This window comes from Paraburkholderia sp. J11-2, assembly GCF_905220185.1.
Classification (GTDB): domain Bacteria; phylum Pseudomonadota; class Gammaproteobacteria; order Burkholderiales; family Burkholderiaceae; genus Paraburkholderia.
The window spans coordinates 70138-96742 of record NZ_CAJMYY010000017.1 but is presented as its reverse complement, the minus strand read 5'-3'; the positions used below and the strand labels follow the sequence as shown (position 1 = coordinate 96742).

The window sequence follows — 26605 nt, the reverse complement described above, 5'->3', positions numbered from 1 at the left end:
TGGTGAGCACAACGAAGTGATCTGGCGGGAGCGGCGTGGAGCCGGCTCCCGCTTCGCATTTTGGGGTGCCGGTTTGTGTGACGTCTGGCTGGATGGCGAAAGAAAAACGCGCCGGGAGCGGGCTCCCGGCGCTCAATTTCGACTCTGCGTGGTCCCCGACAGTTAGGGGCAGGGTATGGGGCCTGGCAGGAGGACGATCCGCAAGTCATAGGACCGGCTGCCTTGCTCCATAAGTGAAATAACGGCCGAGCGCGCCGTGAGTTGAGTGCGTGGAAACCCAGGGCGCATTCGCGTAGCGAGGCGCACGCAGTGCTGCCTAGTCCAGTGCGAAATCCGCGGGGGCTGCCGGCTCCTTGTCGTAGCGGAACACGTTCAGGTCGTCGTACTGGATAGCAGGCCTTCTGCCTGAAATCAGGTCGGCGAGAAGCTGCGCCGAACCGCAGGACATGGTCCAGCCAAGCGTGCCGTGGCCCGTGTTCAGGAACAGATTGGATACGGCAGTGCGGCCGACAATGGGCGTGCCGTCTGGCGTCATTGGCCGCAGCCCGGTCCAGAACGTCGCCTTCGATATGTCGCCGCCGCCCGGGAACAAATCGTTCACGCACATTTCGAGCGTCTCGCGCCGCGCCTCGCGCAGGCGCTTGTCGAACCCGACGATTTCGGCCATGCCGCCCACGCGAATGCGTTTGTCGAAACGGGTGATGGCGATTTTGTAGGTCTCATCCAGGACAGTCGAGACCGGCGCGCGAGCCTCGTCGACGATAGGCGCCGTGATGGAATACCCCTTGAGCGGGTAGACCGGAATCTTGACGAGGCCCGACAGGAAGCTCGTCGAATAGGAGCCAAATGCGACAACGAACGCATCCGCATGGATGAGCTTGGTCCCATGGCGCACGCCAACGACTTTGCAGTCTTCGACAACGAGGGTATCGACTGGCGTGTTGTAGCGGAACGTTACGCCTGCCTCTGCGGCGAGCGTGGCAAGCCGGGTCGTGAACAGCTGGCAGTCGCCTGTTTCGTCGCCGGGCAGGCGAAGGCCGCCGGTTAGCTTGTGCGAGGTCGCCGCGAGCGCAGGCTCAACCCGCGAGAGTTCGCTTGCGCTCAACAGCTCGTAGGGAACGTTCGCCTCTTTCAGTACGGAAATGTCTTTGGCTGCGCCGTCGAGCTGCTGCTGCGTGCGGAAAACCTGTAGCGTGCCGCCGGTTCGTCCTTCGTACTGGATACCCGTTTCAGCGCGCAGTGCCTGCAGGCAGTCGCGGCTGTATTGCGCAAGCCGCACCATGCGGTTCTTGTTGATCGCATAGCGCTCGGCGGTGCAGTTCTGCAGCATCTGCCACATCCACTGAAGCTGGAACTGCTTGTCCGCGTCATCCGGGCGGATGGCGAGCGGCGCATGCTTCTGGAACATCCACTTAACGGCTTTGAGCGGAACGCCGGGTGCCGCCCATGGTGCTGCATAGCCTGGAGAAATTTGCCCGGCGTTCGCGAAGCTCGTCTCAAGCGCGGGGCCTTCCTCGCGGTCGATGACAGTGACTTCGTGACCGGCACGCGCCAGATAAAACGCGCTAGTCACACCGACGACCCCGCTACCCAATACCAGGACTCGCATACCCGTCCTCTCCCCAGCCTGTAGTGAATGACCGCCGCCGGTGTTTGATCTGGCAGTCGATAACTGGATGCTAGCGACATATGCACAGTTTTCAATAATGTTTGGTCGCCTATTTCTGGTTGAAATTGCTACGCCGACTGGATGAAAAGTCATTAATGTTTTCAAACCTGTTCCCGGCATGGATGGCGTGGAATAGAAAGAGAATTGTTTGAGAAACGCGAGAACAGTATTGCTGGCAATCGCGACAAATGAATCGATATGTGCATATACACTCTAACCCATCGCAGTCGCGGGGAAGTGAGCCAGTTCCGCGGCTTCGGCTTCTGTCACGTCGGACAACCAGCAATCGATGCGCTTTCCAATCCTTTTTGGGGTCAATCATGTCCAAGCTCTTTTCTGAAGTCAAAGTCGGTCCTTACACGTTCTCGCACCGAGTCGTTCTAGCGCCGCTCACCCGCATGCGTGCTGAAAGCGGTGCGATACCCGGCCCGCTCATGGCGGAGTACTACGCGCAGCGCGCTTCGGCCGGCGGGTTCCTGATTAGCGAGGCCACCATCGCTGCGCCGAACGGCAACGGGTATCTTGGTGCGCCGGGTTTGTACGACGACAGCCAGATTGCCGGCTGGAAGCGCGTGACCGAGGCAGTCCATGCAAAGGGCGCGAAAATCTTCCTTCAGCTGTACCACGCTGGGCGCCAGTCGAATTCGGAATTGCAACCCGACGGTGGGCGTCCGGTTGGCCCCTCGGAAGTGCCTCATGGCGGTGTCGCATACACGGACGCCGGCTGGGTTCCGAATACGCCGAATCGCGCACTGGAGACTCACGAAATTGCGGGCATCGTCGAAAGTTTTCGCGCGGCGGCAGCACGCGGCGTCGCGGCAGGCTTCGACGGCGTGGAACTGCATGCCGCAAACGGCTATCTGTTTGACCAGTTCCTGCAGGACGGCAGCAACAAGCGCACGGACATCTATGGCGGTTCGTTCGAAAACCGCGCCCGTCTGCTGATGGAAGCCACTCGTGCTGTTATTTCGGTGTGGGGAAGCGACAAGGTTGCCGTGCGCCTTGGGCCGAGCGGGTCATGGGGCGACATGTCGGATAGCGACCCTGTCGGCCTGTTCACGTATGTGGCAGAAGAACTTGCGAAGCTGAATCTCGCGTACCTGCACCTCATCGAGCCCCGCATTCTCGGCAATGTCGAAAACGAGAGCGCCAATCCGGATCCGGTCGCGGCTCAGATGATTCGCAAGCACTATGCGGGCACCATCGTCGCGGCCGGCGGCTTCGACGGTGAAAAGGCCGAAGCGATCCTGAAGGCCGGCGATGCCGATCTGGTGGCATTCGGTCGCCACTTCATTGCGAATCCCGACCTTCCGGAGCGGCTGCGTCGCAATCTATCGCTCAACCCGTACGACCGCCCGACCTTCTTTGGCGGCACGCAAATCGGTTATACGGACTACCCGTTCTATCAGTCTGAGGCGGAAGCTGTCGCCTGAAATGCGAGCTTGTATGGGCGGATGCGCGGACGCATCGGAGCACCGGCAGGCACGCTCGTCAATTGCGGGAACTCGGCGCCATATTGGGCTCGTTTCGGGCAATTGGTTAATGCCTGCTACGTCTACACTGGTTGTCATGGAGCGAGACGTTGGCTCCATCCCGGGATTCCCCTCCTGCGGTCGAGTTGGACCATACCGTGTACCCGTTGCAGTACAGCAGTCCCGCAGCAGTAGTCGTGTCTGGCAGAGCTTAACCGGTTATTGTCGAAGTACCATGCTGTTGAATCGATGAGGAGTGCAGGGAAATACGTCGTTGAAGTGCAGAGCAACACGTAGTTGAAGAGCAGGGCAGCATGCAGTTGAAGTACCGCGTCATCCAGCACTATGTTATTGCAGGTCCAGGCCGCTTACATCGGAACGGGTGTAAGCGGCCGTTGTTCGTTGCTACGTGCCGAGTGCCTGTTTCCTTTCGATCATTGATTCGCTGCGCCATTAGCGCTACCTTTACGTCTATCCTGGTCGTCGAGTTCCGGTCAACGAGAGGAGAATCGTTTCGTGAAGAGAGCGTGGGCTTTCCCCTGCATCGTTGCCTTGAGCGCGATCCTCTGTGGATGCGGCAAGGAGAGTTCGCGAAACGCCACGGAGGCATCGGGCGCGTCTGCAAGCCAGGCGCCGGCTCAGCCAACGCAGGGCGCAAGCGGCACACCCGCCGCATCGGGCGCGCAAGTAGCGGGCACGCTGGGCACCATCACCAGGACACAGTTGCCGGCGGAAGGAACCGAGACGCTACGGCTGATCAAAGCGGGCGGGCCCTTCCCTTTCGCAGACGACGGCGTGTTGTTCCGCAACAGCGCCGCTTTGCTGCCGAAGCATCCACGTGGCTACTACCACACATACACGGTTCGCACCCCTGGCATGACGGACCGCGGGCAGCGCCGGATCGTGTGTGGTGGACCGCGCAAGCAGATTGGCGACTGTTATTACACCGAAGATTACTACGCCAGTTTCAAGCGCATTGCGGAGTGAAGCGGGACTCTGATCTTCGTGAAGGGCTATTGTTTCAGCGAAAAGGGCCCTGGCGGCGAATGGCAACGGCTACGCCAGTCGCAAATCCCACAACACATCCAGGACGTGTTGCGTGGAACGCTCAACGTACCCCGCACGATATGCAATACCGAGCCGTCGCCACAAGGCTGGGCGCAGTGCACGCATGACGATGCGCTTGTCGGGCAGTGGCGTCGTGGCCTCATGTGGCAACAGCGCGGCGCCGTAACCTGCCGCTACCAGACTCTTGATCGCGTCGTTGTAGTTGAGCTGAATGCGCGGCGCAGGATGATGCCCTGCGGTCGCGAACCACTCCGCGGTCAGACGCGAGAGACGCGTGGTCGCGTCATTGAGGATGAGCGGTTGGGTGGCGAGCCATTCAGGCGTAACGCGGGCCGGACACCGCCAATGCGCCGGCACGAAGGCCAACACAGGGTCGCGGCGCCAGGGCTTGATCACGAGTCCGGCCACCGGGGGCTGAGGCAGCGCGATCAGCCCGACATCCAGCGTTCCCTCCACCAGCCGGGACAGGGTTTCTTGCGAAGTCAGCACGGCAATTTGAATGTCGATGGCGGGATGGTGCTCGCGCAGGACCTCGAGCGCTTGCGGCAGCAGGTGCGCGATCACGCCCGTGGACGCGCCGAGCCGCGCACGCCCTTCGAGCCCCTCTACCTGGCGCTGGATATCGTCTAACGCCTGCTCCGCGTCGGCCAGCAGCCGGCGCGCGCGTTCCACCAGCACCTCGCCGATAGACGTCGGCCCCACATGTCCGCGCTTGCGTAACAGGAGCGGAGCCCCAATGCGGTCTTCGAGTTCCGCGATATGAAGGCTGACCGTTGGCGGCGCCAGGTGCAATGCGCGCGCCGCATCGGCAAACGAACCACGGTCGGCAACCGCGACCAAAGTGCGCAAGCGGTCCAGGCTGATCTCTCGCATGACGGCGTCCAGATTCAGAAAAACTGAATGTTTGCGTTATGAAATTCAACTTTCTCTATTCTAGCCGTCCGCGCAACATAGGGGCTCGCTTTACCCGATACAACCCATAGTCAGCGGAGTCATGCACGTATGAGCTCTCCCGTAGTTTTCATCGACGGCGACCAAGGCACCACCGGGCTGCAAATCCACGAACGGCTGCGCAACCGGACCGACATCAGACTGTTCACGCTAGACGCTGCGGAACGCAAAGATTCGCGGCGTCGCGCAGAAGCCATCAACGCCTGCGACATCGCCATCCTCTGTTTGCCGGACGCCGCGGCGCGCGAGGCAGTGGGCGCCATTGTCAATCCTGCCGTCCGGGTGATCGACGCGAGCTCCGCCCACCGCACACAGCCGGACTGGACTTACGGTTTTCCGGAAATGACGCCGGGGCAGGCTGAGCAGATTGCGAACGCATGTCGGGTCACCAATCCCGGTTGCTATCCGACCGGCGCAGTTGGCCTGCTGCGCCCGTTGGTGCAGGCCGGGCTCATACCGGGCAATTACCCGATCAGCATTCACGCGGTATCCGGCTACTCCGGGCGCGGGCGCGCCGGCGTGGAGGAGCATGAGGGGCCGCGAGCGGCCGGCGCGCCTTCCTATCAGGTCTATGGTCTGGAACTCGCGCACAAGCACACGCCGGAGATCCAGCAGCACGCCTGCCTGGCGCAGCGTCCCATTTTTGTTCCAGCGTACGGAGCGTTCCGCCAGGGCATCGTGCTGACGGTGCCGCTGGCGCTGCGGCTGCTGGCACCGGGCGTGGATGGCGGCACGTTGCACGCTTGCCTCGCACGCCACTATGCCGGGGTCCCTCACGTACGCGTTCTGCCGCTGCACGAATCGAGCGCCTTGAAACACCTGGACCCGCAAGTGCTGAATGGTACGAACGACATGCACTTAAGCGTTTTTCATGACGTGGAACACGAGCACGTCCTGCTGTCCGCGGTCTTCGACAATCTTGGCAAAGGCGCATCCGGGGCTGCGGTCCAGAACCTGGACCTCATGCTCACGCGGCAGTAGTGGCCGATGGCTTGCGCTAGCGTTCGGCCGCGCGTGCGCCGTGCGGCCATTGCTTCGTCAGGCTCTTGTGGGCGGTCGTAAAAGCGCACCGTGAGGCACACTTCTTCTTCTCGCGACTCAGCGATCGGCTTGCCGCTGCGTGAGATAGCGCTCGAGCGCATCCATGCTGCCACCCCAACCTTGAGACATGCTGGCGTGCGAAGCGTCAAAGATGGCTTCTTCGGCTTCGCTGGCGTCCAGCGCGCGCCATTCGAGGCGCATTAGCGTGCCACCTGCGACTTCGCTAAGCGTGGTTGTCGATAGCGTATACAGCGGCCACTCGCTGGCCATGGGGTGTCGCGTCACGCCACCCTCTGCGTCGCTGAATTGCACGACGACCACGATGCGCTCGGGGGGCGTCAATTCGCGGAACGTCCACTTGCCCCACATGGCAGAGGCGTCGGGCGCGCCGCTCGGCTTCATCGCGTAGTGAAAGACGCCGCCGACACGCGCGTCCACCGTGCAGTGGGACATTTCCATTCCCGGCGGGCTCATCCATGCGGCAAGATGCCGGGCTTCAGTCAACGCGGCGTACACGAGTTCCCGCGGCGCGGAGAAGCGGCGCTCAAGGATGAAGGGTGCGGACACTTTTTCAGTCATGGTTGCGGGGCTTCCTGGTACGGGGTGAAGAAACGTTGGTGGTCTTCGCGTTGGGCTTCTTGGGTGCGTCCTTGACCTGCGCCTGTTGCAGTTGCTGCAGGTAGCTGTCGAGCTGGTCGAGGCGCTGTTCCCACAGCGCGCGATATTGCAGCGCCCAGTCGGCCGCCTCCTTTAGCGGCTCAGCCACAATGCGACAAGGCCGGAACTGACGGTCTCGTCCTTGCGTAATCAGTCCTGCATGCGCGAGAACACGCAGGTGCTTGCTGATTGCCGGCGGACTCAAGTCGAAGGGCTTGGCCAGATCGCCTACCGTCGCTTCGCCTTGCGCCAGCCTCGCGAGGATGGCGCGGCGCGTCGGGTCGGCCAACGCAGCGAAGGTGGCACTCAGGTGATCCGATTCCAATTACTTTTCCGTTTGTTTAATTAACCGATTGGCGAAGTATAGATGGCGCCGATTTTCGATGTCAATCTGGATCGGCAATTCGTAACCGCCTGCTCGCGAATCTACCCCCTTGCGGCAACGGCAATGCCCCAGCAAATCAGCAGCGCTCCCTGCGCGAAAGGAAGCCATCGCACTTGCGGAAGCATTTTTTCGAGCATCACGTAGATCGACAGCACGGCAATCCAGAGCACGTTCATCACGCCAAATACGAAGAGGAGCGTCATGAGTAGTCCGCAGCAACCTACGCAATACGCCCCATGACGAAATCCCATGACCCAGGCGCCGAAGGTGCCGTCGCGCCACTCGGTTAGAAGAAAGCCGAGCGGGGACACGCACCTGGCAAGGCACGCATGCTTCGCAGGCGTCAACTGGAAGACCCCGGCAATGACCAGAAGAGCGCCTGCAAGCCACGGCGTCGCGCTCACCATCATCGGCGTAACGAGTCGTGCCTCGAGCAAGCCCCACTGCACGAGCGTCGCAAAGAGGCTGAAGCCGGACCAGACGGCGAGGTAGCCGAGAACGAACACGCTAGTCTGCACGTATGGCCGATGTTGCCGGCGCCGCCGGCTGCTCATGGACGCGAAACCCAGCACCGTTGGCACGATGGACGGAAGCATCATGGCGGCCATCATGACGGCCCACATCGCCAGGACCAAAAGCAGGTCGATGGTATGCCAATGTGTCATGCGCGGCATGATGGCCATGGTCGCACCTACCTCCATGTGCTCCATGCCCCAGCTCATATACAGGAGGTAGGCCCACGCGAGCGCTGCGGCAGCCGTGAGCCCGGACAGCGCGACCGCCTGGTCGCGCCGCGGCCACCATCGCGTCGCGCGCGTACCCAGCAAGCCAGGTTCAGTCATGGTAGACGAACGGAGAATAAAAGCCGTTTCGGTCCGAGATTTCTCTGGTGAATCCGTGGTCAGTGAAGCGAAATTCCTTCGATTTTCCGATGACCGCCGCGAACCCCGGGACAGGCGTAAGCGGGTGATTGCTGATCGTGACGTCGCCACCGTCCTGACCCGCCAAGGCTTCGATTTCCATGGCTGCCACGTCGGGAATGTGGAGGCTGCGACGCTTCCCGTCCTGCTGATAACTGATGGCGGCCGGCCTGACGCCCATGACCTCGCCAATCATCGGGCCGAGCGCCGAAAGCGGTCCGCCGGCCTGACCGGAAAATATCTTGCCCAACACGTCGAGTTGCTCAGATGTGCCGCGTTCGTCCAGGTAGAGGGCGACTCTCCACTTGTTTTGCAACATGTGGCCCGGCGAATACGCAAACAGGGCAATGTTGAGGCCGTCCAGCGTCACGGCGGCGAACTTCCCCTGATCGATGTGCCAGCCGATCAGCACCGCGCAGTCTCCATCCGAAGGCGGTCCCAGGCAAACGCAACTGCAAGGGGCATAGCAATTGCAGCTCTCGAAATACGTACCGGCAACCTTCCAGCTCTCGGCCATTGTCTTCACCTCCGACGTCGGTCACGGACAGGATGTGCTCGCGTTCGGGCACGGAACATTCGCGCGCGTGAATATCGACTCCGGCACACCGGATCAAGCTTGCGAATTCCTTAAAGTCTAGGTCGAAACGGTCCAGGGTGAGCGTGCTTCATGCCTCGAGCTTTTTCGCTACTGCAGAAGCGGTGTATGTCCGCAAACAAGCTTGTCCTATTCGCAATGGAGCGGGAAAAGCGCCAACCGAGAAAACCGGATGGAATGCCGGGACGGGGTCAAACCGTCGCCACGAGAATCGACTCGCCGCTCGCCGGTTTCAGGCCATCGCTACGGCCTGCGAAATAACGTGCGGTGAGGTCCGCGGTCGAAACATGCCGCGCGTCGCGCAACCCTGCAACGCGTGCGAGCGCAAGCATCTCGTCCGGTGCGAAGAAGCTCACGAACGGCGTGCCCGCCGCCCTCGCGCGTTCGTACACGGCGGCATGCTGCGAACGCTCGGGCTCGTCGATGAGTTCGAGCGGCAACAGGAACGTCATGACGAGCGTCGAGCCCGGGGCGAGCTGCGCGATCTGCCGCAGCGTCGCGAGGTTCGCTTCGCGCGTGAGGTACATCGAGACACCCGTCGACGCGATCACCGCGGGGCTCGCGGCATCGAACCCGGCCGCGGCGAGCCGTTCCCACCATGTCTCGCCGGCTTCGAAGTCCACCGGCACGAAGCGCAGCCAGTCCTGCTCGCGAAACCCCAGCTCCATGAGCCGCTGACGCTTCCACGCCTGCGTGCCCGGCTTGTCCACTTCGTACACGTGCAGGCGCGAGGCGATCTCGGGATGGCGCTGCGCGAACGTGTCGAGTCCCGCTCCGAGAATCGCGTACTGTTGCGCGAGACCTGTTGCGGTCTGCTCGGCCACGAGGTCTTCGACGAAGCGCGCGCGCCCGACGATCGAAGCGCGATACCCGCGCGTACCTTCGGGGTGCATGTCGGGCCGCTCGCGCCAGTTCGATGCGGGCGCGGCGATCTGCATGCCGGTTTCGTCTTCGAGCACGTAGGGCGCGTCGTCGACCTGGACGTGCAGCGCGCGCCACAGCGCGACGCGAATGGCGGTGCTGTCGGGAGCGGCGCTCTGGCTGGCGGTCATGGTTCGGTCCTCTGCGGCGGGTTTCGTCGCACGATTATCGCGCGCCGGGCTCCCGGCGGTGGGCCCCGTAAATGTCGGCGCTCACTTGCCGCAACGCCTCGATCATCACGCTCGCCGCGGGCGTGAAGAGGCGGTCCGCGCGCGTGATGATGCCGAAGTCGTCCATCTGGCAATCCATCGGCACGGGCAGGATCGCGACCATGCCGTGCGCCGCGTAGTAGTGCGCCACGTCTTCGGTGAGCACGGCGATCATGTCGCTTTGCTCCAGCACGCGCGTGATGAAGAGCAGCGCGGGCGTTTCCACCACGTTCGACGGGGGCGCGAGGCTCGCGCGCTGGAACATCAGCTCGAAGCGATGGCGCAGCACGTTGCCCACCGGCGGCACGACCCACGTGGCGCGCGCGATATCGGCGAGCGCGATCGGGCGGGCTTCATCCGCGGCCTGCCCGAGCATCGGATGCCCCGGCCGAACCACGGCGCATACCGGCTCGCCCGCGAGCGGCTCGTAGCGCAACTGGAGCTTGTCGTGCTCGGCGGAAAGGCGGCCCAGCACGACGTCGAGCTTGTCTTGCGCCAGATGTTCGAGCAGCACGTTGCTGGCGTCGATCTCCACGGAAACGCGCAGGTTGGCATGTGTGCGCTTGACCGCCGCGACGGCGGCCGGCAGCACGCGCACGCCCGGCGAGGTGATCGCCCCCACCGCCACGTGGCCAAGGCGCCCCGCCTTGAGCGCGCTCAGTTCTTCCTGCGCCTGGTCGAGGCTGCCCAGCACGGCGCGCGCGTGGCGGATCAGGGCGTCGCCGTACAGCGTGGGCCGCATGCCGCGCGGCATGCGCTCGAACAGCACCGCGCCGAGCATGTCTTCGAGTTCGCGCAGGAGCTTCGACGCGGCGGGTTGCGTCATGTTCAGCGCCGCCGCCGCGCGGTGAATGTTGCCTTCCTCGGCCAGCGCCACGACGAGGAGCAGTTGCCGCGTTTTCAGCCGCGTGCGCACGTACCAGGGGCTTGTATCGAGCATGTCTCCACCTGATTTCCCAAATAGTTTTAGGTGTTTATACCAATGCCGATTTCGATATCGGAAGCGTCCATTTTTTCATTAGAAGGTTATCAGACTTCTCCCTAGACTGTGCCGAATCCATCGCCCGGATGCATCGGCGAACTACCCGCTCCACAAGACGAACACGATGTCGGATACCAAACCCAAACTGCGCTCCCAACAGTGGTTCGGCACCACGGACAAGAACGGCTTCATGTACCGAAGCTGGATGAAGAATCAAGGCATTCCCGATCACGAATTCGATGGTCGCCCGATCATTGGCATCTGCAACACCTGGTCGGAACTCACGCCCTGCAATGCGCACTTCCGCAAGCTCGCGGAGCACGTGAAGCGCGGCATTTATGAAGCCGGCGGCTTCCCGGTCGAGTTCCCGGTGTTCTCGAACGGCGAATCGAACCTGCGCCCCTCGGCCATGCTCACGCGCAATCTCGCCTCCATGGACGTGGAAGAGGCGATTCGCGGCAACCCCATCGACGCCGTCGTGCTGCTGTGCGGCTGCGACAAAACCACGCCCGCGCTGCTGATGGGCGCCGCGAGCGTGGACGTCCCCGCCATCGTCGTGACGGGCGGCCCGATGCTCAACGGCAAGCACGAAGGACGCGACATCGGCTCGGGCACGGTGGTGTGGCGGCTGCACGAGGAGCTGAAGGCGGGCGAGATCGACCTGCACCAGTTCCTTTCGGCCGAAGCGGGCATGTCGCGCTCGGCCGGCACCTGCAACACCATGGGCACCGCCTCGACCATGGCCTGCATGGCCGAGTCGCTGGGCGTTTCGCTGCCGCACAACGCCGCGATTCCGGCTGTGGATGCGCGCCGCTACGTGCTCGCGCACATGTCTGGCATCCGCATCGTGCAGATGGCGCTGGAAGACCTGAAGCTCTCGAAGGTCCTCACGCGCGAAGCGTTCGAAAACGCCATTCGCACGAACGCGGCCATTGGCGGCTCGACCAACGCGGTGATTCACCTGAAGGCGATTGCGGGCCGCATTGGCGTGGACCTCGAGCTCGAAGACTGGCAGCGCGTTGGCCGAGGCACGCCGACCATCGTCGATCTGCAGCCTTCGGGCCGCTTCCTGATGGAAGAGTTCTATTACGCGGGCGGGCTGCCGGCGGTGCTGCGCCGGCTCGGCGAAGCGAACCTGCTGCCGCATCCGGGTGCGCTGACGGTCAACGGCAAGTCCATCTGGGACAACGTGCGCGAAGCGCCCAACTACAACGACGAAGTGATTCGTCAACTCGACAACCCATTGATTGCCGACGGCGGCATCTGTATCCTGCGCGGCAATCTTGCGCCGCGCGGCGCGGTGCTCAAGCCTTCGGCGGCAACGCCCGAGCTGCTCAAGCATCGCGGCCGCGCCGTGGTGTTCGAAAACTTCGACCACTACAAGGCGACCATCGGCGACGAATCGCTCGATGTCGACAAGGACTCCATCCTCGTGATGAAGAACTGCGGCCCGCGCGGCTACCCCGGCATGGCCGAGGTCGGCAACATGGGTCTGCCGCCCAAGCTGCTGCGCCAGGGCGTGAAGGACATGGTGCGCATTTCGGACGCGCGCATGAGCGGTACCGCTTACGGCACGGTGGTCTTGCACGTTGCGCCCGAAGCGGCGGCCGGCGGCCCGCTCGCGGCCGTGCGCAACGGCGACTGGATCGAGCTGGATTGCGAATCGGGGCGCCTGCATCTCGACATCAGCGACGAGGAACTCGCGCGCCGCTTGAGCGATGTCGATCCGGCGGCCGCGCCTGGCGTGGCGGAGCAACTGGGCAAGGGCGGCTACGCGCGTCTGTATGTCGATCACGTGCTGCAGGCAGACGAAGGTTGCGATCTCGACTTCCTCGTGGGCAAGCGCGGGGCGGGCGTGCCGCGGCATTCGCACTGAGCGGTTGAGGCGCTGAGGCAGGGCGCGCCGGCGCCCTGAGCGCGGAGTCAGCAAAGGCGCGCGCCGGCGAGAAGACATGCAGAGTTAGGAGACACGATGACAAATCCGCAGGTGCTGCAACACGATCAGCCCGCTGCGCTGGCAAGCGCCAGCAGCGAGGAAAAGCTCATCGTCGGCCATATCGCGCGCCGGCTTCTGCCTTTTCTCGCGCTGATCTACGTGGTGGCGTACGTCGACCGCACCGTGGTCGGCTTCGCGAAGCTGCACATGAACGCGGCTGTGGGCCTTTCCGACGCCGCCTATGGCCTCGGCGCCGGTCTCTTCTTCATCGGCTATTTCCTTTGCGAAGTGCCCAGCAATCTCGCGCTCGCGCGCTTCGGCGCACGCGTGTGGTTCGCGCGCATTCTGTTCACGTGGGGCGTGATCACGATGCTCATGGCGCTCGTGAGCGGCCCGAAGAGCTTCTACACGTTGCGCTTCCTGCTGGGCGCAGCGGAGGCGGGGCTCTATCCGGGCATTCTGTATTTCCTCACGCAGTGGTTTCCCATGCGACACCGCGCGCGCGTGATCGGCTTGCTGGTGCTCGCGCAGCCCATTGCGGGCATCATCACCGGGCCGATTGCGGGCGCGCTGCTCGAAACGCACGGCTTTTTCGGCATGTCGAGCTGGCAGACGCTCTTCGTCGTGAGCGGCCTGCCCGCCGTGCTGCTGTGCATTCCCACGCTGCGCCTGCTGCCCGAGTCGCCCGCGCACGCGCGCTGGCTCGACGACACCGAGCGCCGCTGGATCGAGCGCGAACTCGCCGCCGACCACCGCGCCTACAGGCTCGACACGCACCGCAACCCGTTCAGCGCGCTCAAGGACCGCCGCGTGCTGCTGCTGGCGCTGCTGTTCCTGCCGTTTCCGCTGTGCATCTATGGTTTGTCGCTCTGGTTGCCTACCATTATCAAGGCGTTCGGCGTGAGCGATTCCACGGCCGGTCTGCTCTCCGCGGTACCGTATCTGTTCGCGGTGGTGGGCTTGCTGAGCGTGCCGCGCCATTCGGACAAGCATCGCGAACGCTATGGCCACATTGCCGTGGTCTCGGGCGTCGCGGCGCTGACGATGGCCGCGAGCGCGTGGTTTCACGCGCCGGCGCTGCAATTGCTGTTCATCTGCCTGACCGCTTTCTCGATCTACTCGATTCAGGCCGTGGTTTGGGCGCTGCCCGGCGAGTTCCTCACCGGCGCGAGCGCGGCCGTGGGGATCGCGACGATCAACTCGCTCGCGAATCTCGGCGGCTATCTCGGCCCCTATGGCATCGGGCTCATCAAGGACGCAACGGGCAGCCTGGCGGCCGGGCTTTACTTTCTCGCGGCCACGCTGGTGTTCGCGGTGCTCGTGACGTTCGCCGTGCGCGCGGTGCTGCGCACGCCCGGGCGCGGCACGGCAGAGCTGGCGAGCGAATCGTGAAGGCGCGGCCTGACACCCTTTCTCAAGCAGGACTGAAGACATGACTACGAGCCGTACGCCCCGCTACCGGGGCATTTTTCCCGTCGTGCCGACCACGTTCACCGAAACCGGCGAACTGGATCTGGCAAGCCAGAAGCGCGCCGTCGATTTCATGATCGACGCGGGCTCGGACGGCCTGTGCATTCTCGCGAACTTCTCGGAGCAGTTCTCGCTCTCCGACGACGAGCGCGAACTCATCACGCGCACCGTGCTCGAACACGTGGCGGGCCGCGTGCCCGTGATCGTGACGACCACGCACTACGGCACCTCGATCGCCGCTGCGCGCAGCAAGCGCGCGCAGGAGCAGGGTGCGGCGATGGTGATGCTCATGCCGCCGTATCACGGCGCGACGTTCCGCGTGCCCGAACAGCAGATCTACGACTTCTACGCGCGCGTGTCCGACGCGATCGACATTCCGATCATGATTCAGGATGCGCCCGCGAGCGGCACGGTGCTCTCCGCCGCGTTCCTCGCGCGCATGGCCCGCGAGATCGAGCAGGTTTCGTACTTCAAGATTGAAACGCCGGGCGCGGCGAACAAGCTCCGCGAGCTGATCAAGCTGGCGGGCGAGGCGGCCGAAGGCCCATGGGACGGCGAAGAAGCGATTACGCTGCTCGCCGATCTCAACGCTGGCGCGACCGGCTCGATGACGGGCGGTGGCTTTCCGGATGGCATTCGCCCGATTATCGAAGCGCATCGCGAAGGCCGCACCGACGACGCATTCGCGCTCTATCAGAAGTGGCTGCCGCTCATCAATCACGAGAACCGCCAGGCGGGCCTGCTGGCCTGCAAGTCGCTGATGAAGGAAGGCGGCGTGATCGAGTGCGAACTGCCGCGCCACCCGCTGCCCGCGATGAATCCCGCCACGCGCGCCGAGTTGATCGAGATTGCGCGCCGCCTCGATCCGCTCGTGCTGCGCTGGGGTAAATAAATCGTTCGTCATCCAGAATAAAAAATTTCCCTGAAACGAAGGGGCGGAGATACGTCATGAAAGCGTCCTATACGTTGGGCATCGTCGGCGTGGGCAAGATTGCGCGCGACCAGCATCTGCCGGCTATCGCAGGCAATCCCGGGTTTGAACTCGTTGCGGCCGCGAGCCGCAATGCAGAAGTGGAGAACGTGCGCAACTACAAGGACATTGGCGCGCTGCTGGCCGCCGAGTCCGACCTCGACGCCGTGTCGCTGTGCGCGCCGCCGCAAGTGCGTTACGCGCAGGCGCGCGCCGCGCTCGAAGCAGGCAAGCATGTGATGCTCGAAAAGCCGCCGGGCGCGAGCGTGAGCGAAGTCGAGGCGCTGCGCGAACTCGCACAGAAGCGCGGGCGCACGTTGTTCACCACGTGGCATTCGCGTTGCGCGAGCGCCGTGGAACCCGCACGCGCGTGGCTCGCCGCGCGCACGATCCGCGCCGTGCACGTGCGCTGGAAAGAAGACGTGCGCCGCTGGCATCCGGGTCAACAGTGGATCTGGGAACCGGGCGGCCTGGGCGTGTTCGATCCGGGCATCAACGCGCTTTCCATCGTCACGCGCATCCTGCCGCGCGAAGTGCTGCTGCGGGGCGCAACGCTGCATGTGCCGAGCGACTGCGCGACGCCGATCGCCGCTGAACTCGACTGCATCGACACCGACGGCGTGCCCGTGCGCGCCGAGTTCGACTGGCGCCACGGCCCGGTCGAGCAATGGGAAATCGATGTGGAGACAACGGATGGCCTGCTCTCGATCGCGGAAGGCGGCAAGCGCCTCGCGATTGCGGGCGAGCCGGTCACGCTCGAAGCCGAGCGGGAATATTCGGCGCTCTACGAGCGTTTTCACTGGTTGATCGCCCACGGCACCGACGACGTGGACGTACGCCCGCTGCGCCTCGTGGCGGACGCGTTCCTGCTTGGCAGGCACGTCGAAGTTGAGGCCTTTGGCCACTGAGCGCTTCTTTTATCACGATACACACGCAGCAAAACCACACCTGAGGAGACAGGAGCATGACCAGCAAGATCCGCCGCTTGACCCTTCGTGCCGCATTCGCGGCGATGTGCATCGCCCCGCTCGGCATGAACGTGGCGGCGCACGCCGACTCGCCCGTGAAGATCGGCTTCCTCGTGAAGATGCCGGAACAGGCATGGTTCATCAACGAGCAGAAGGCTGCCACGGCGCTCGGCCAGAAGGAGAACTTCTCGGTGGTGAACATCGGCACGCCGGACGGCGAGAAGGTCCTCGCCGCCATCGACAACCTCGGCGCGCAAGGCGCACAAGGCTTCGTGATCTGCGCGCCCGACGTGCGTCTCGGACCGGCCATTCAGGCGCGCGCCAAGCGCTACAACATGAAGTTCGTGACGGTGGACGACCAGCTCGTGGACTCGTCGGGCAAGCCGCTCGCCAACGTGCCGCACCTTGGCATGTCGGCGCTCAAGATCGGCAATCAGGTGGGCCAGGCGATCACCGACGAAATGAAGCGCCGCGGCTGGAAGCCGGAAGAAGTGGGCGCGCTGCGTATTACCGACTATGAACTGCCGACGGCCAAGCTGCGCACGGACGGCGCGACGCAATCGCTGCTGGCGGGCGGCTTCAAGAAGGAAAACATCTTCGACGCCCCGCAAAAGACCACCGACGACGAAGGCGGCTTCAACGCGGCGTCGCCGGTGCTCGCCCAGCATCCGAACATCAAGAAGTGGGTGGTGTTCGCGCTCAACGAAGAAAGCGTGCTGGGCGCCGTGCGCGCGACCGAGCAGCTGCACATTCCGTCGGCTGACGTGATTGGCGTGGGCATCAACGGCGCGGGCGAAGCGTTCGCCGAGTTCCAGAAGAAGCAGCCCACGGGCTTCTACGGCACGATCGCCGTAAGCTCGACGAACCATGGCAAGGACAGCGCCGAGAACCTCGTCGACTGGATTCGCGACGGCAAGCAGCCCGCCGCCGACACGCAGACCACCGGCAAGCTGATGACGCGCGAGAACTGGACGGCTGTGCGCAGCGAGCTGGGTATCTAAGGACTGCGTAGAAAGATCGACGCGATGCAAAGGGCAGGGATGCAATGACTGAAACGATGACGGATGCGAACGCGCAGGCAGCGGCGAACGCAGCGCGGGACGCAAGTGCGGGCGCTCAACAGGGGAATCGCGCGTATCTGGAGCTCGACGGCATTACCGTGAGCTTTCCGGGCGTGCGTGCGCTCGACCGCGTGGCGCTGGAAGTGCGTGCCGGCGAAGTGCATGGCTTGATGGGCGAGAACGGCGCGGGCAAATCCACGCTGCTCAAGGTGCTCTCGGGCGTGAACCAGCCGCAGGAAGGCACGCTGAAGCTAGGTGGCGTGGAGCAGCGCTTCACGACCACGAAGGCGGCGCTCGAAGCGGGTATCGCAATCATCTATCAGGAACTGCATCTCGTGCCCGAGCTGACGGTGGCGGAAAACCTGATGCTCGGGCAATTGCCCAACCGCTTCGGCGTGCTCGACGAAGGCACGCTCGTCAAGCGCGCGATGGATGAACTCCAGCGCCTTGGCGAGCGCATCGATCCGCGCACGCCGGTGAAGAATCTCTCGATCGGCCAGCGGCAGATGATCGAAATCGGCAAGGCGCTCATGCGCGACGCGCGTGTGATCGCCTTCGACGAACCGACCAGCTCGCTCTCGGCGCGCGAGACCGAGAACCTCTTTCGCATCATCAACGCACTGCGCGCGGACGGCCGCGCGATCATCTACGTCACGCACCGCATGGACGAAGTCTATGAGCTGTGCGACCGCGTGACGGTGTTCCGTGACGGCAAGCGCATCGAAACGTTCGATTCGGTGCAGGATCTCGATCGCAATCGCCTGATTGCCGCGATGGTGGGCCGCTCGATCGAGGACGTGTACGGCTATCGTCCGCGCGAAGCAGGCGAAGTGCTCATCGAAGCGAAAGGCCTGCTCGGGCCGGGACTGGCCGAGCCGGTGTCGTTCACGGCGCGGCGCGGCGAGATCGTCGGCTTCTTCGGGCTCGTGGGCGCGGGGCGCTCGGAACTCATGAAGCTGATTTATGGCGCGACGCGTGCGAGCGCGGGTCACGTCGAACTCGGCGGCAAGCGCGTGAATTTCGCCAGCCCCCGCGACGCCGTGCGCGCGGGCCTCGCGCTATGCCCGGAGGACCGCAAACAGGAAGGCATCATCGCGATCGCCTCGGTGGCCGACAACCTGAATATCAGCGCGCGCCGCCACTTCAGCCCCGCGCGCTTCCTGCTCGACGCCCGGCGCGAGCGCGATCTCGCGCAGGACTACATCAAGAAACTCGCGATCAAGACGCGCAACGGCGATACGGCCATCGGCACGCTTTCGGGCGGCAACCAGCAGAAGGTAATTCTGTCGCGCTGGCTCGCCGAACGCATCGAGGTGTTCCTGATGGACGAGCCCACGCGCGGTATCGACGTGGGCGCGCGCGCCGAGATTTACAACCTGTTGTACGAGCTTGCGGAAGCGGGCAAGACCGTGATCATGGTGTCGAGCGATCTGGCCGAAGTGATCGGCGTGTCGGACCGCATCATCGTGATGCGCGAGGGCCGGATAGCGGGCAGCCTGCCCAAAGCCGAAGCCTCACCCGACGAACTGATCAAGATGGCGCTGCCGCGCTAGCGCGCACGCTTTTTGTTTTTTGCCTTGCCGGTTGCGCGCGCAGCGAAATGAAGCGAAGCAGCGCAACCGATCCGAAACGATGAACCAGAAATGAGTGAAGCCATGCAGCCACAGGGCACGCCTACCGTCAACGAAGCCGCCGCGCCCATTACCCCCCAGCGCGCGCGTGCATGGGACATGATCAACAAATCGGGCATCGTGGTGGTGTTCGTGGTGCTGTTTGCGGTGCTATCCGCAACGGTCCCCGACTTCCTCACGACCCGCAACATTCAAGGCCTGCTGCTCTCCGTCACGCTGATCGGCTCGATTGCGGTCACGATGATGTTCGTGCTCGCGCTCGGCGAGGTCGATCTTTCGGTCGCCTCGATTGTGGCGTTCTCGGGCGTGGTGGCCTCCACGGTCATCACGCAATCGCATAGCGTATTGCTCGGCATTACGGCGGGCGTGCTCGCGGGCGGCGCGGTGGGGCTCGTGAACGGCGTGCTGATCGCGCGCTTCAAGATCAACTCGCTGATCGCCACGCTGGCGATGATGGAAGCGGTGCGCGGCCTCGCGTTTCTCACCTCGAATGGCGACGCCGTGATGATCTCGGAAGAGCGCTTCTTCGATCTGGGCGGTGGCTCGTTCCTCGGCATTTCGTTTCCGATCTGGAGCAATATCATCGGCTTCGTGGTGTTCGGCTTTCTGCTCAAGAAGACCGTGTTCGGCAAGAACGTGCTCGCGGTGGGCGGCAATAGCGAAGCGGCGCGCCTTGCCGGCCTGCCGGTCACGCGCATCAAGATCACGGTGTTCGTGCTGCAAGGGCTCATTACGGGCTTTGCGGGCGTGATGCTGGCTTCGCGCATGAGCCTTGGCGACCCCAAGACGTCCGTTGGCCTCGAACTCGGTGTGATCTCGGCATGCGTGCTGGGCGGCGTGTCGCTCACGGGCGGCGTGGCGACGATTTCGGGCGTGCTGGTGGGCGTGCTCATCATGGGCGCGGTGCAGGATGCCATGAGCCTCATGAACGTGCCGACGTTCTATCAGTATCTGATTCGCGGCGGCATTCTGCTGCTCGCGGTGCTGTTCGACCAGTTCCGCCGCAGCAAGCGCGCGGTGTGAGACGGGCAGCGGTTTTGATTCGCATCGGTTGCGGGTGAGGCTTCAAAAAAAATGGATCTGTCGGCAGGGCGTTTCCTGGAGCGAACGGCGTGGCTAGCATGCTGGAGCGCTGTCAATCACGGCTTCAGGGACCCCGACCGATGCAGTTACATCCACCCGCTGGCGTGGCACGACGTGACGCTTTGCGCGGTCGATACGATCAACGTGCCGCTCGCCGCACGCGCGATCGACAAATCGCTGTCCTGATGCGCTTTCGGCGACGCCATCCTGTTCACGGACGTTATCGTGCCGACGCAAGCGCGCATGGCGACCATCGATCGCCTGCGCTACCGAAGACACTGGAGTGCCCGGGCGTTTCTTGAAGGCCTCGTGCGCATCGGCGTACAAGGCGAGAATGCACGGCACTACGCGAACCTGTGCGAAAGCGCGTGAACGGTCTTCCGGCGCAAGCGAGCTTGTTTGTCATCCGAAGTTTGCAAGCATCGCTTCAGTGTGCCGAAGCGGCACGAACGATGCGCGCGTAGCGCTTCAGATCCATGCATCGCGGTGCAACGCCGCCATTGATGCCATTCGCATAAAGCGCAAACTGCGCGCGCCGCCTTTGTTCGCTGGCGTACATTCTCGGCGCGCGTTCGCGGTGTAGTTTTTTCTTGCAAGATCCCCCAACAGTCCCGCGTTACGCAACTGGGATTCCGCGCTCCGCGCCGCTCGGCTAGTCGCTTCGTGCACAGATTCTGTCGTCAGGCAGACCATTCAGGCAATGAAGTCGCGCCGTCATTTTATAGAGGATGCCGAAATGGTAGCGAATGGCGATTTTTCTCAATCCCTGCCGGTCGGAACGCATGCCTTCGATTGTGTGACGCCTGTGTCTTCCAGTGCGGCTTCAGGTATGAAGGCAGCCGGTTTCGGCGCCTGCATCCGCTATCTTTCGCGCTCGGAGACGCAGGGGGCTGTCGACCTGAGTTCCAGCGAGGCCAATGCGGTGCTCGGCGCCGGTCTTGCGCTCGGCGTGGTGCAGCACGTGAGCGCCGAGGGCTGGTCGCCTTCCGCAACGCTAGGCGCGACCTACGGAGCGAATGCGGCCGACAATGCCCAAGCGGTTGGCGTGCCGCCGGATGTGACGGTATGGCTCGATCTCGAAGGCGTGAACAAGGCCGTGGGTTCCGGCGACGTCATCGCCTATTGCAACGCGTGGTTCGCAGCGGTCAAGAGCGCCGGTTATCAACCCGGCATTTACGTGGGAGCCAACTGCGGCTTGACGGGCGATCAGTTGTTCTGGAATTTGCAGACGCAGCATTACTGGAAGTCTGGCAGCACGGTACCCACGCTCCCCGAGCGCGGCTATCAGATGACACAGCGCATTACCGCAGCGCCAGACATGCTGTGCGGGCTGAACATCGACAGAAATCTGGCGCTTGCAGACAGCCTGGGTGGTCAGGCGACATGGTGGTGCCGCTGAGCGACAACGTTCGCGTTGCATGAATTGTTGAAGTGGATATTTAGTATGACTGCGTAATGGGAGAGAATCTCATGATCGCGAAAACGAAAGAGGAGGCGAACCGGGAGTGGGCGCAGCGCCTGTTCGCGGAAACGCACTGGTTAGCGAGGGGGCGGCTGTGGCTGCTGGTGCTCGTTGTGATCTTCGTGAACCTTGCGGGCGATGCCATTGCGTTGTTCGCCGTGAACTTGCCGAGCGCGCCCACGTCGTCTACGTCTGCAAGTACGGGTGCTGTTGCCGGCGATGCAGCGAAATCGAAAGCGGAAAATGCAGGGCAGAAAGCCGCGAACGCGCCTGCGCTGCAACCCGCGAAGGTCGCGTCCCAGACACCGCCCGCAGGTGCGCCGAAACTGGAAGGACGTTCGCACCGGTTCAGGATCAAGGTATGGCCGCTGCCGACCTTTCTGCTTGCGGCCCTGACCACGGCGCTCGCGTCGGCGCCGTTCGTCGCTTTTCTCACGCTCGGCTGGTATGTGCGCTATCGTGAGTTTGAGAATAGCCTCAAGTGCGCAGCGCTTTCTGCGTATCTCCAGCGCTTCTGGTCAAAGTGGCTGATCGATGCGATCAATGGTGCATTTCCGGGCACGATAGCTTCGACCTCGGCAACCACAAACGCCGCGCCGTCACAAGGCGACAGCAAGGATTGGCGCGTCCAGGCCGATAGCAACCTCCAGCTATGCGACCAGTTGTTTTCGCACATCTACCACCAGCAATACGGTCTCGGGCCTTTCGTGCCGCCGTATTGCATTCTCGTCGTAATGGTCTATGCAGCGTCCGCGATTGTGGGTTGGGTTTATATGTGCGCGCCGTGCGGCAGCGCGAGCGCAGCCACCTGCCTGTTTGGATTGACCGTGCCGGGCATTCTGGCCGCGTTCGGCGGCGCTTTCTTCTTTGTCGCGAGTGATTCCGTTCTTGCGGTGAGGCGCCGCGCGCTCAACGTTTCGGACATCTATTGGTATTCGCTGCGGCTTCTGCTCGCCATTCCGTTCGCATTGATAGCGGGCGCGATTGACGGCGCAGGCACGGGGGCGACGCTGCTGACATTCGTCATCGCCACCTTGCCGCTAGGCGAGATTGTGAAGCAGGTGCGGCGCGTAGCGGCAAAGAATGTGACGACCTTTGAGGCGGAAAAGGATCAACCCGATCAATTGTTGAATCTGAGCGGCGTGACGAAGTCCGTTTCGCAAGCGCTGCAGGTCGAAGGCATCGAATCGATCGAGCAGGTGGCGTCGGCGGATCCCGTCACACTCTCCATTCGCACCGGGTTCCCGTTTCGCTTCACATTGCGCCTGGGTTCGCAAGCGATCGTGCGCCGTCATTTAGGGGATGACGCCGCGAAACTGCTGCCAATCGGTTTGGGCGATGTCGTACCGATTTATCTGCTCGTGCAGGCAATGGACGGCAAGGGGGCGCCCGCCATCCCCTTGCCGCCTGGCGCCGTGCCTCAGCCCGACGAGAAGGACCTCGTCATCACGAACGCCGCCGCGCGCCTCTTTCCCAATGACGTCCCTGCGCAGCGCGAGGCCATTGTGAAGATGAAATTCCGCCAGATCGCGGCCGAGGAGTACACGCTCATGCTGGCGAAAATCACGCCGCTCGACCCCGCCCTCTAACGCACGGTGAAATTCGAAGGAGACGACCATGTCTTTCGACTACCCGTTGGCCGTCCTGCAGCCAGGCGACCTGAACAATTCGCGCGGCGACGTCCTGACCGAATCGACGTGGCGCTTCCTCGCGCAAGGCGACTCCTGGTTCTCCATTGGACAATTGCCGCCCTGGGCCACTTCGAACATCCTTTTCAGCCTGCGCTTGCCGAACAGCGCGGCGGCGCTTTCGCTCGCTTCGCCGGGAAAAACGCTCGCGCAAATGGTGGATTGGACCCGAGAGGTCAAGTTCGTCACCTACCTGGCGGGCGGAACGCTCTCGTACAAATGGGATGCCATTCTGCTCTCGGCGGGCGGCAACGATCTGTTCGACGCAATTCTGACGTTGCCGACCGAAACCGATCCCGCGAGAGCGGCAGTACGCGTGCTTCAGGCGCCCAATCTCGTGCCCGCGGGCACGGATGTGAAGCGTTACGTGAGAAGCGCCGGGCTGAGCGCGTTTTTCAACCTGCTGGTGGGCTACTTTGCGCAGATCGTGGCCAAGCGCGACGACCCGAAAAGTCAGTCCGCAGGCGTGCCGATTTTCGTGCACACCTACGATTGCCCACAGCCGCGCGACGCGCAAGCCGGGCCCGGTGTCGGCCCCTGGCTCGCACGCGCGTACACCGCCTATCAGATTCCGGCCGTGGACTGGCTGCCGCTCACCACGTATCTGATTCAGCAATGGGCGCAGTTCCTGGCGTCACTGAACGGTTTGCTCGCCGCGAGAGGCGTGGCGAACGCGAACTTCCGCCCGGCCTATCTGATCGGTACGCTGAACCCCGCGCCGGCAAGTTCGCGCGGGCCGACGGGCGACTGGGAAAACGAAATCCACCCGTCGCCGCAAGGCTACGCGAAGCTCGGCATGGCGTTCGAAAAGCAGATCAACCTCGCGTAGCCCTCGAATCAGGTCTCCAGTCCCGCTCCGCCCAGAATCGATTTGGCATCGGCGCGTGCGTTGTCGAGCTGCACGACGCTCGCTTGCCGTGCCGCGAGCGCGTCGCCATGCTCGATGGCCGTGAGAATTGCCTTGTGGCGCGGCAACGAAAGCGCATGCGTGTTGGGATGGCGGCTCGTGAGTTTGATCGACTCGGAAAGCGCGAGTGAGAGCATGTTGCCGATATACGCCAGCATGTTGTTATGCGTGGCGGCCATGATCGCGCGGTGGAATTCCAGGTCGGGCTCGAGCAGGTCGGCGGCGGTTTGCGCCTTTTCCATGCGCGCGTACGCAGCGGAGATGCGCGCGCGGTCTTCGTCGGTGGCGGAAATCGCGGCAAGCGCCGCGGCGGCGGGCTCGATGATCTGCCGCACGGTCATGAGCGAGCGGAAGAACTCGCCTTCGGGAATGCTGTTGACGGTCCAGTACAGCACGTCGGGGTCGAGCATGTGCCATTCTTCGCGCGGCCGCACCACACTGCCCACGCGCGGCTTCGATACCACGAGCCCTTTGGCGACCAGCACGCGCGTGGCCTCGCGCAGCACAGGGCGGCTCACGCCATAGGTTTCACACAGCGTGGGTTCTGCGGGCAGGCGCTGCCCGGGGGCGAGCGTGCCGCCCACGATCTGCATGCCGAGCTCCTGCACGATGCGCGCGTGCATGCTCTTGCGTTTCTCTAGATTGCGGTAATCCATGATTGTCCGGCCGGGGGCTACCCGATCGGAGCGTCCCCCTGTTTGTAGAGCCCTTTACGCGCTGGTGGCGCGCATGGCCCGATATTCCCGCCGCACGATGTCCATCAGTTCAGCCACCGATGTATTGGCGCTGTGCTGTTCGTATGTCACGCGGCCTCGCTGCATCAACATGATGCGATCCGCTATATCGAGCGTCTGCGCATAGTTGTGCATGATCATGATAATCGATAGGCCGCCTTTTTCCTTCAAACGCATGATCAGATCGATGATCAGACCCGCTTCCCGTGCGCCCATCGCGGCGAGCGGCTCATCGAGCAGGAGGATTTTGGCGTTCGAATGGACGGCGCGCGCCACCGCGATGGCCTGGCGCTGGCCGCCCGAAAGCCGCTCCACAGGCAGATCCACAGAAGGCACGTGCACGCCGATGTCGTCGAGCAGTTGCGCCGCACGCGCACGCATCTGCTTGTGGTCGAGCAGTCTGAAGGGGCCGCGCCGCACGATCTCGCGGTTCAGGAACATGTTGTGATAAATGCTCAGCGAATTGGCGAGCGCGAGGTCCTGATAAACGCATTCGATGCCGAGCGAGCGCGCATGATCCACCGAGCGCAGCAGCGTTTCGGCGCCGTCGATCTGCAGCGTGCCGCTTGTCTGCTGGTGAAAACCCGTGAGGATTTTCACGAGCGTGGACTTGCCCGCGCCGTTGTCGCCGAGAATGCCGAGGATTTCGCCGCGGCCGAGCGTGAGCGAGACGCCGTCGAGCGCCGTGACCGCGCCGAAGCGCTTCACGATGTTGTCGCCACGCACGGCGAGCGGGGCGTCGGCTGTGGCGCTTGCCCCGCTCATACCGGCCGGGGAGGCTTGCGATTCGTCCATCATCGGCTCCCTTTGCGGCGCAGGCGCCCAACGTGGATGTTGAAGATCATGGCCGCGAGAATGGCGGCGCCAAGAATGATGTTGAACGTGAATGCGTTGATGCCGATGAGGGTGAAGCCGTCGTTGAGAATGCCGAGCACCGCCGCGCCGATCAGGCCGCCCACGATCGTGCCCGAGCCGCCCGTGAGCGGCGTGCCGCCGATCACGGCCGAGGCCACGGCGAGGAACATGATCTGGTTGCCGCCGGCCTGCGGATCGATCGAGGTGATGCGAAAGCCTTCCAGAATGCCGGTGAAGCCAGCGAGCACGGCGGCAATGATGAAGTTGCCAAGGCGCAGACGGTTCACATGAATACCGGCTTCGCTCGCGCCTAGCGGATTCGCGCCCGCCGCCTGCGTATGCAGGCCCCAGCGCGTGTGGCGCAACAGCACGTGCATGGCGAACGCGATCGCCACCGTCCAGAGGATCTCGCTATAGCCCCACGCACCCATGAAGGCCGCAAACTCGGGCGAGCCCGGCGTCTGCACCGGCGTGCCGCGCGAAACCGTGAGCGTGATGCCGTTGATGAGAAAGAGCGTGCCGAGCGTGGTGACGAACGAGGGCAGCCGCAGCCACACGGTCACGGCGCCATTGACGAAGCCGATGATCGCCGCGGCCACGAGCCCCGCGATCACGGCGAGCCACATGGGCGCGCCGGCGTCGTTGGCGAACACCATCATGAACGGCGCGAATGCGAACACCATGCCTGCCGAGAGATCGATGTCGCCGCCGATCATCAGCATGATTTCTCCGAACGCGATGATCGCCACCGGCGCGATGAACTGCGAGAGGTTGACGAGACTCGCGTTGGTGAGCAGAAAATCGCGGTTGGAAAATTCGAAGTACGCCGCGAGGATCATCGCCACGAGCAAAATGCGCAGCTCGGGCGCCCACGCGGAGAGCCATTGCCCGCGCGGGCGGGCGGCCCGCGCGGAGACTTCTGCCTTGCCGGTTTCGTTCACAGAGTTCATTACGCGTCGTTCATTGCCCG

General features: G+C 63.4%; 26 protein-coding genes. 15 read left to right on the top strand and 11 right to left on the bottom strand.

Annotated features, from left to right (window positions below):
• Positions 1-316: 316 nt before the first annotated feature.
• Complete coding sequence (locus U5A57_RS23735; RefSeq protein WP_321914076.1) at positions 317-1609, bottom strand: D-amino acid dehydrogenase; 1293 nt, start codon at positions 1607-1609, stop codon at positions 317-319.
• A 380-nt stretch (positions 1610-1989) separates the two neighbouring features.
• On the opposite strand from U5A57_RS23735, the gene U5A57_RS23730 reads away from it, so the two are divergent.
• Both U5A57_RS23730 and U5A57_RS23725 read left to right on the top strand, forming a co-directional pair.
• Complete coding sequence (locus U5A57_RS23730; protein WP_321914075.1) at positions 1990-3102, top strand: alkene reductase; 1113 nt, start codon at positions 1990-1992, stop codon at positions 3100-3102.
• A 555-nt stretch (positions 3103-3657) separates the two neighbouring features.
• Positions 3658-4128, top strand: a complete 471-nt coding sequence (locus U5A57_RS23725) for a ribonuclease (RefSeq protein WP_321914074.1) — start codon at positions 3658-3660, stop codon at positions 4126-4128.
• A gap of 69 nt (positions 4129-4197) precedes the next feature.
• Here the strand turns inward: U5A57_RS23725 and U5A57_RS23720 are convergent, their stop codons facing one another.
• Complete coding sequence (locus tag U5A57_RS23720) at positions 4198-5082, bottom strand: LysR family transcriptional regulator (protein WP_321914073.1); 885 nt, start codon at positions 5080-5082, stop codon at positions 4198-4200.
• A 129-nt stretch (positions 5083-5211) separates the two neighbouring features.
• Between U5A57_RS23720 and argC the strand changes: the two genes are divergently transcribed.
• Positions 5212-6141, top strand: a complete 930-nt coding sequence (argC, locus tag U5A57_RS23715; RefSeq protein WP_321914072.1) for an N-acetyl-gamma-glutamyl-phosphate reductase — start codon at positions 5212-5214, stop codon at positions 6139-6141.
• A 117-nt stretch (positions 6142-6258) separates the two neighbouring features.
• Here argC and U5A57_RS23710 read toward each other — a convergent pair whose 3' ends face one another.
• The 6 genes from U5A57_RS23710 to U5A57_RS23685 all read right to left on the bottom strand — a co-directional run bounded on the left by U5A57_RS23710 (position 6259) and on the right by U5A57_RS23685 (position 10828).
• The gene (locus U5A57_RS23710) at positions 6259-6780 is read right to left on the bottom strand and encodes an SRPBCC domain-containing protein (RefSeq protein ID WP_321914071.1); all 522 of its coding nucleotides are present in this window, start codon (positions 6778-6780) and stop codon (positions 6259-6261) included.
• Entirely contained in the window at positions 6773-7183 is a 411-nt protein-coding gene (locus tag U5A57_RS23705) for a metalloregulator ArsR/SmtB family transcription factor (protein WP_321914070.1), read from the bottom strand. Before U5A57_RS23705 ends, U5A57_RS23710 begins: the two co-directional genes overlap by 8 nt.
• Before the next feature lie 101 nt (positions 7184-7284).
• Positions 7285-8085 (bottom strand): DUF2182 domain-containing protein, encoded by an 801-nt coding sequence (locus tag U5A57_RS23700; RefSeq protein WP_321914069.1) that lies wholly within the window; start codon positions 8083-8085, stop codon positions 7285-7287.
• Positions 8078-8680 (bottom strand): DUF1326 domain-containing protein, encoded by a 603-nt coding sequence (locus U5A57_RS23695; RefSeq protein WP_321914068.1) that lies wholly within the window; start codon positions 8678-8680, stop codon positions 8078-8080. The genes U5A57_RS23700 and U5A57_RS23695 overlap by 8 nt, the downstream gene beginning before the upstream one ends.
• A gap of 269 nt (positions 8681-8949) precedes the next feature.
• Positions 8950-9810 carry a class I SAM-dependent methyltransferase gene (locus U5A57_RS23690; protein WP_321914067.1) on the bottom strand — a complete coding sequence of 287 codons (861 nt, stop codon included), beginning with the start codon at positions 9808-9810 and terminating at the stop codon, positions 8950-8952.
• Positions 9811-9844: 34 nt separating this feature from the next.
• A complete protein-coding gene (locus U5A57_RS23685) occupies positions 9845-10828 on the bottom strand; it encodes a LysR substrate-binding domain-containing protein (RefSeq protein WP_321914066.1) in 984 nt (327 codons plus the stop codon).
• A gap of 166 nt (positions 10829-10994) precedes the next feature.
• On the opposite strand from U5A57_RS23685, the gene U5A57_RS23680 reads away from it, so the two are divergent.
• The 12 genes from U5A57_RS23680 (at position 10995) to U5A57_RS23625 (ending at position 23968) form a co-directional block, all read left to right on the top strand.
• Entirely contained in the window at positions 10995-12746 is a 1752-nt protein-coding gene (locus U5A57_RS23680) for an IlvD/Edd family dehydratase (protein ID WP_321914065.1), read from the top strand.
• Between the two features lie 96 nt (positions 12747-12842).
• A complete protein-coding gene (locus tag U5A57_RS23675; RefSeq protein WP_321914064.1) occupies positions 12843-14198 on the top strand; it encodes an MFS transporter in 1356 nt (451 codons plus the stop codon).
• A 40-nt stretch (positions 14199-14238) separates the two neighbouring features.
• The gene (locus U5A57_RS23670; protein ID WP_321914063.1) at positions 14239-15168 is read left to right on the top strand and encodes a dihydrodipicolinate synthase family protein; all 930 of its coding nucleotides are present in this window, start codon (positions 14239-14241) and stop codon (positions 15166-15168) included.
• 56 nt (positions 15169-15224) lie between these two features.
• Positions 15225-16154 carry a Gfo/Idh/MocA family oxidoreductase gene (locus U5A57_RS23665; RefSeq protein ID WP_321914062.1) on the top strand — a complete coding sequence of 310 codons (930 nt, stop codon included), beginning with the start codon at positions 15225-15227 and terminating at the stop codon, positions 16152-16154.
• Positions 16155-16210: 56 nt separating this feature from the next.
• On the top strand, positions 16211-17215 hold the full coding sequence (locus U5A57_RS23660; protein WP_321914061.1) for an arabinose ABC transporter substrate-binding protein: 1005 nt from the start codon (positions 16211-16213) through the stop codon (positions 17213-17215).
• Between the two features lie 44 nt (positions 17216-17259).
• Positions 17260-18828: an L-arabinose ABC transporter ATP-binding protein AraG gene (araG, locus tag U5A57_RS23655; protein ID WP_321914060.1), complete on the top strand. Its 1569-nt coding sequence runs from the start codon at positions 17260-17262 to the stop codon at positions 18826-18828.
• Between the two features lie 90 nt (positions 18829-18918).
• Positions 18919-19929, top strand: a complete 1011-nt coding sequence (gene araH / locus U5A57_RS23650; protein WP_321914059.1) for an L-arabinose ABC transporter permease AraH — start codon at positions 18919-18921, stop codon at positions 19927-19929.
• A gap of 51 nt (positions 19930-19980) precedes the next feature.
• Complete coding sequence (locus tag U5A57_RS23645; RefSeq protein ID WP_321914058.1) at positions 19981-20175, top strand: hypothetical protein; 195 nt, start codon at positions 19981-19983, stop codon at positions 20173-20175.
• Positions 20176-20232: 57 nt separating this feature from the next.
• Positions 20233-20361, top strand: a complete 129-nt coding sequence (locus tag U5A57_RS23640) for a hypothetical protein (protein ID WP_321914057.1) — start codon at positions 20233-20235, stop codon at positions 20359-20361.
• Between the two features lie 457 nt (positions 20362-20818).
• Positions 20819-21388, top strand: coding sequence for a DUF1906 domain-containing protein (locus U5A57_RS23635; protein WP_321914055.1), 570 nt, complete (start codon positions 20819-20821; stop codon positions 21386-21388).
• Positions 21389-21459: 71 nt separating this feature from the next.
• Positions 21460-23040 (top strand): hypothetical protein, encoded by a 1581-nt coding sequence (locus U5A57_RS23630; RefSeq protein ID WP_321914054.1) that lies wholly within the window; start codon positions 21460-21462, stop codon positions 23038-23040.
• Between the two features lie 28 nt (positions 23041-23068).
• On the top strand, positions 23069-23968 hold the full coding sequence (locus tag U5A57_RS23625) for a hypothetical protein (protein WP_321914053.1): 900 nt from the start codon (positions 23069-23071) through the stop codon (positions 23966-23968).
• An 8-nt stretch (positions 23969-23976) separates the two neighbouring features.
• Here the strand turns inward: U5A57_RS23625 and U5A57_RS23620 are convergent, their stop codons facing one another.
• The 3 genes from U5A57_RS23620 to U5A57_RS23610 are packed head-to-tail and all read right to left on the bottom strand — an operon-like array spanning position 23977 to position 26585.
• Positions 23977-24702 (bottom strand): FadR/GntR family transcriptional regulator, encoded by a 726-nt coding sequence (locus U5A57_RS23620; protein ID WP_321914052.1) that lies wholly within the window; start codon positions 24700-24702, stop codon positions 23977-23979.
• A gap of 54 nt (positions 24703-24756) precedes the next feature.
• The gene (locus U5A57_RS23615) at positions 24757-25575 is read right to left on the bottom strand and encodes an ATP-binding cassette domain-containing protein (protein ID WP_415765805.1); all 819 of its coding nucleotides are present in this window, start codon (positions 25573-25575) and stop codon (positions 24757-24759) included.
• Positions 25575-26585: an ABC transporter permease gene (locus U5A57_RS23610; protein ID WP_321914051.1), complete on the bottom strand. Its 1011-nt coding sequence runs from the start codon at positions 26583-26585 to the stop codon at positions 25575-25577. The genes U5A57_RS23615 and U5A57_RS23610 overlap by 1 nt, the downstream gene beginning before the upstream one ends.
• Positions 26586-26605: the final 20 nt, after the last annotated feature.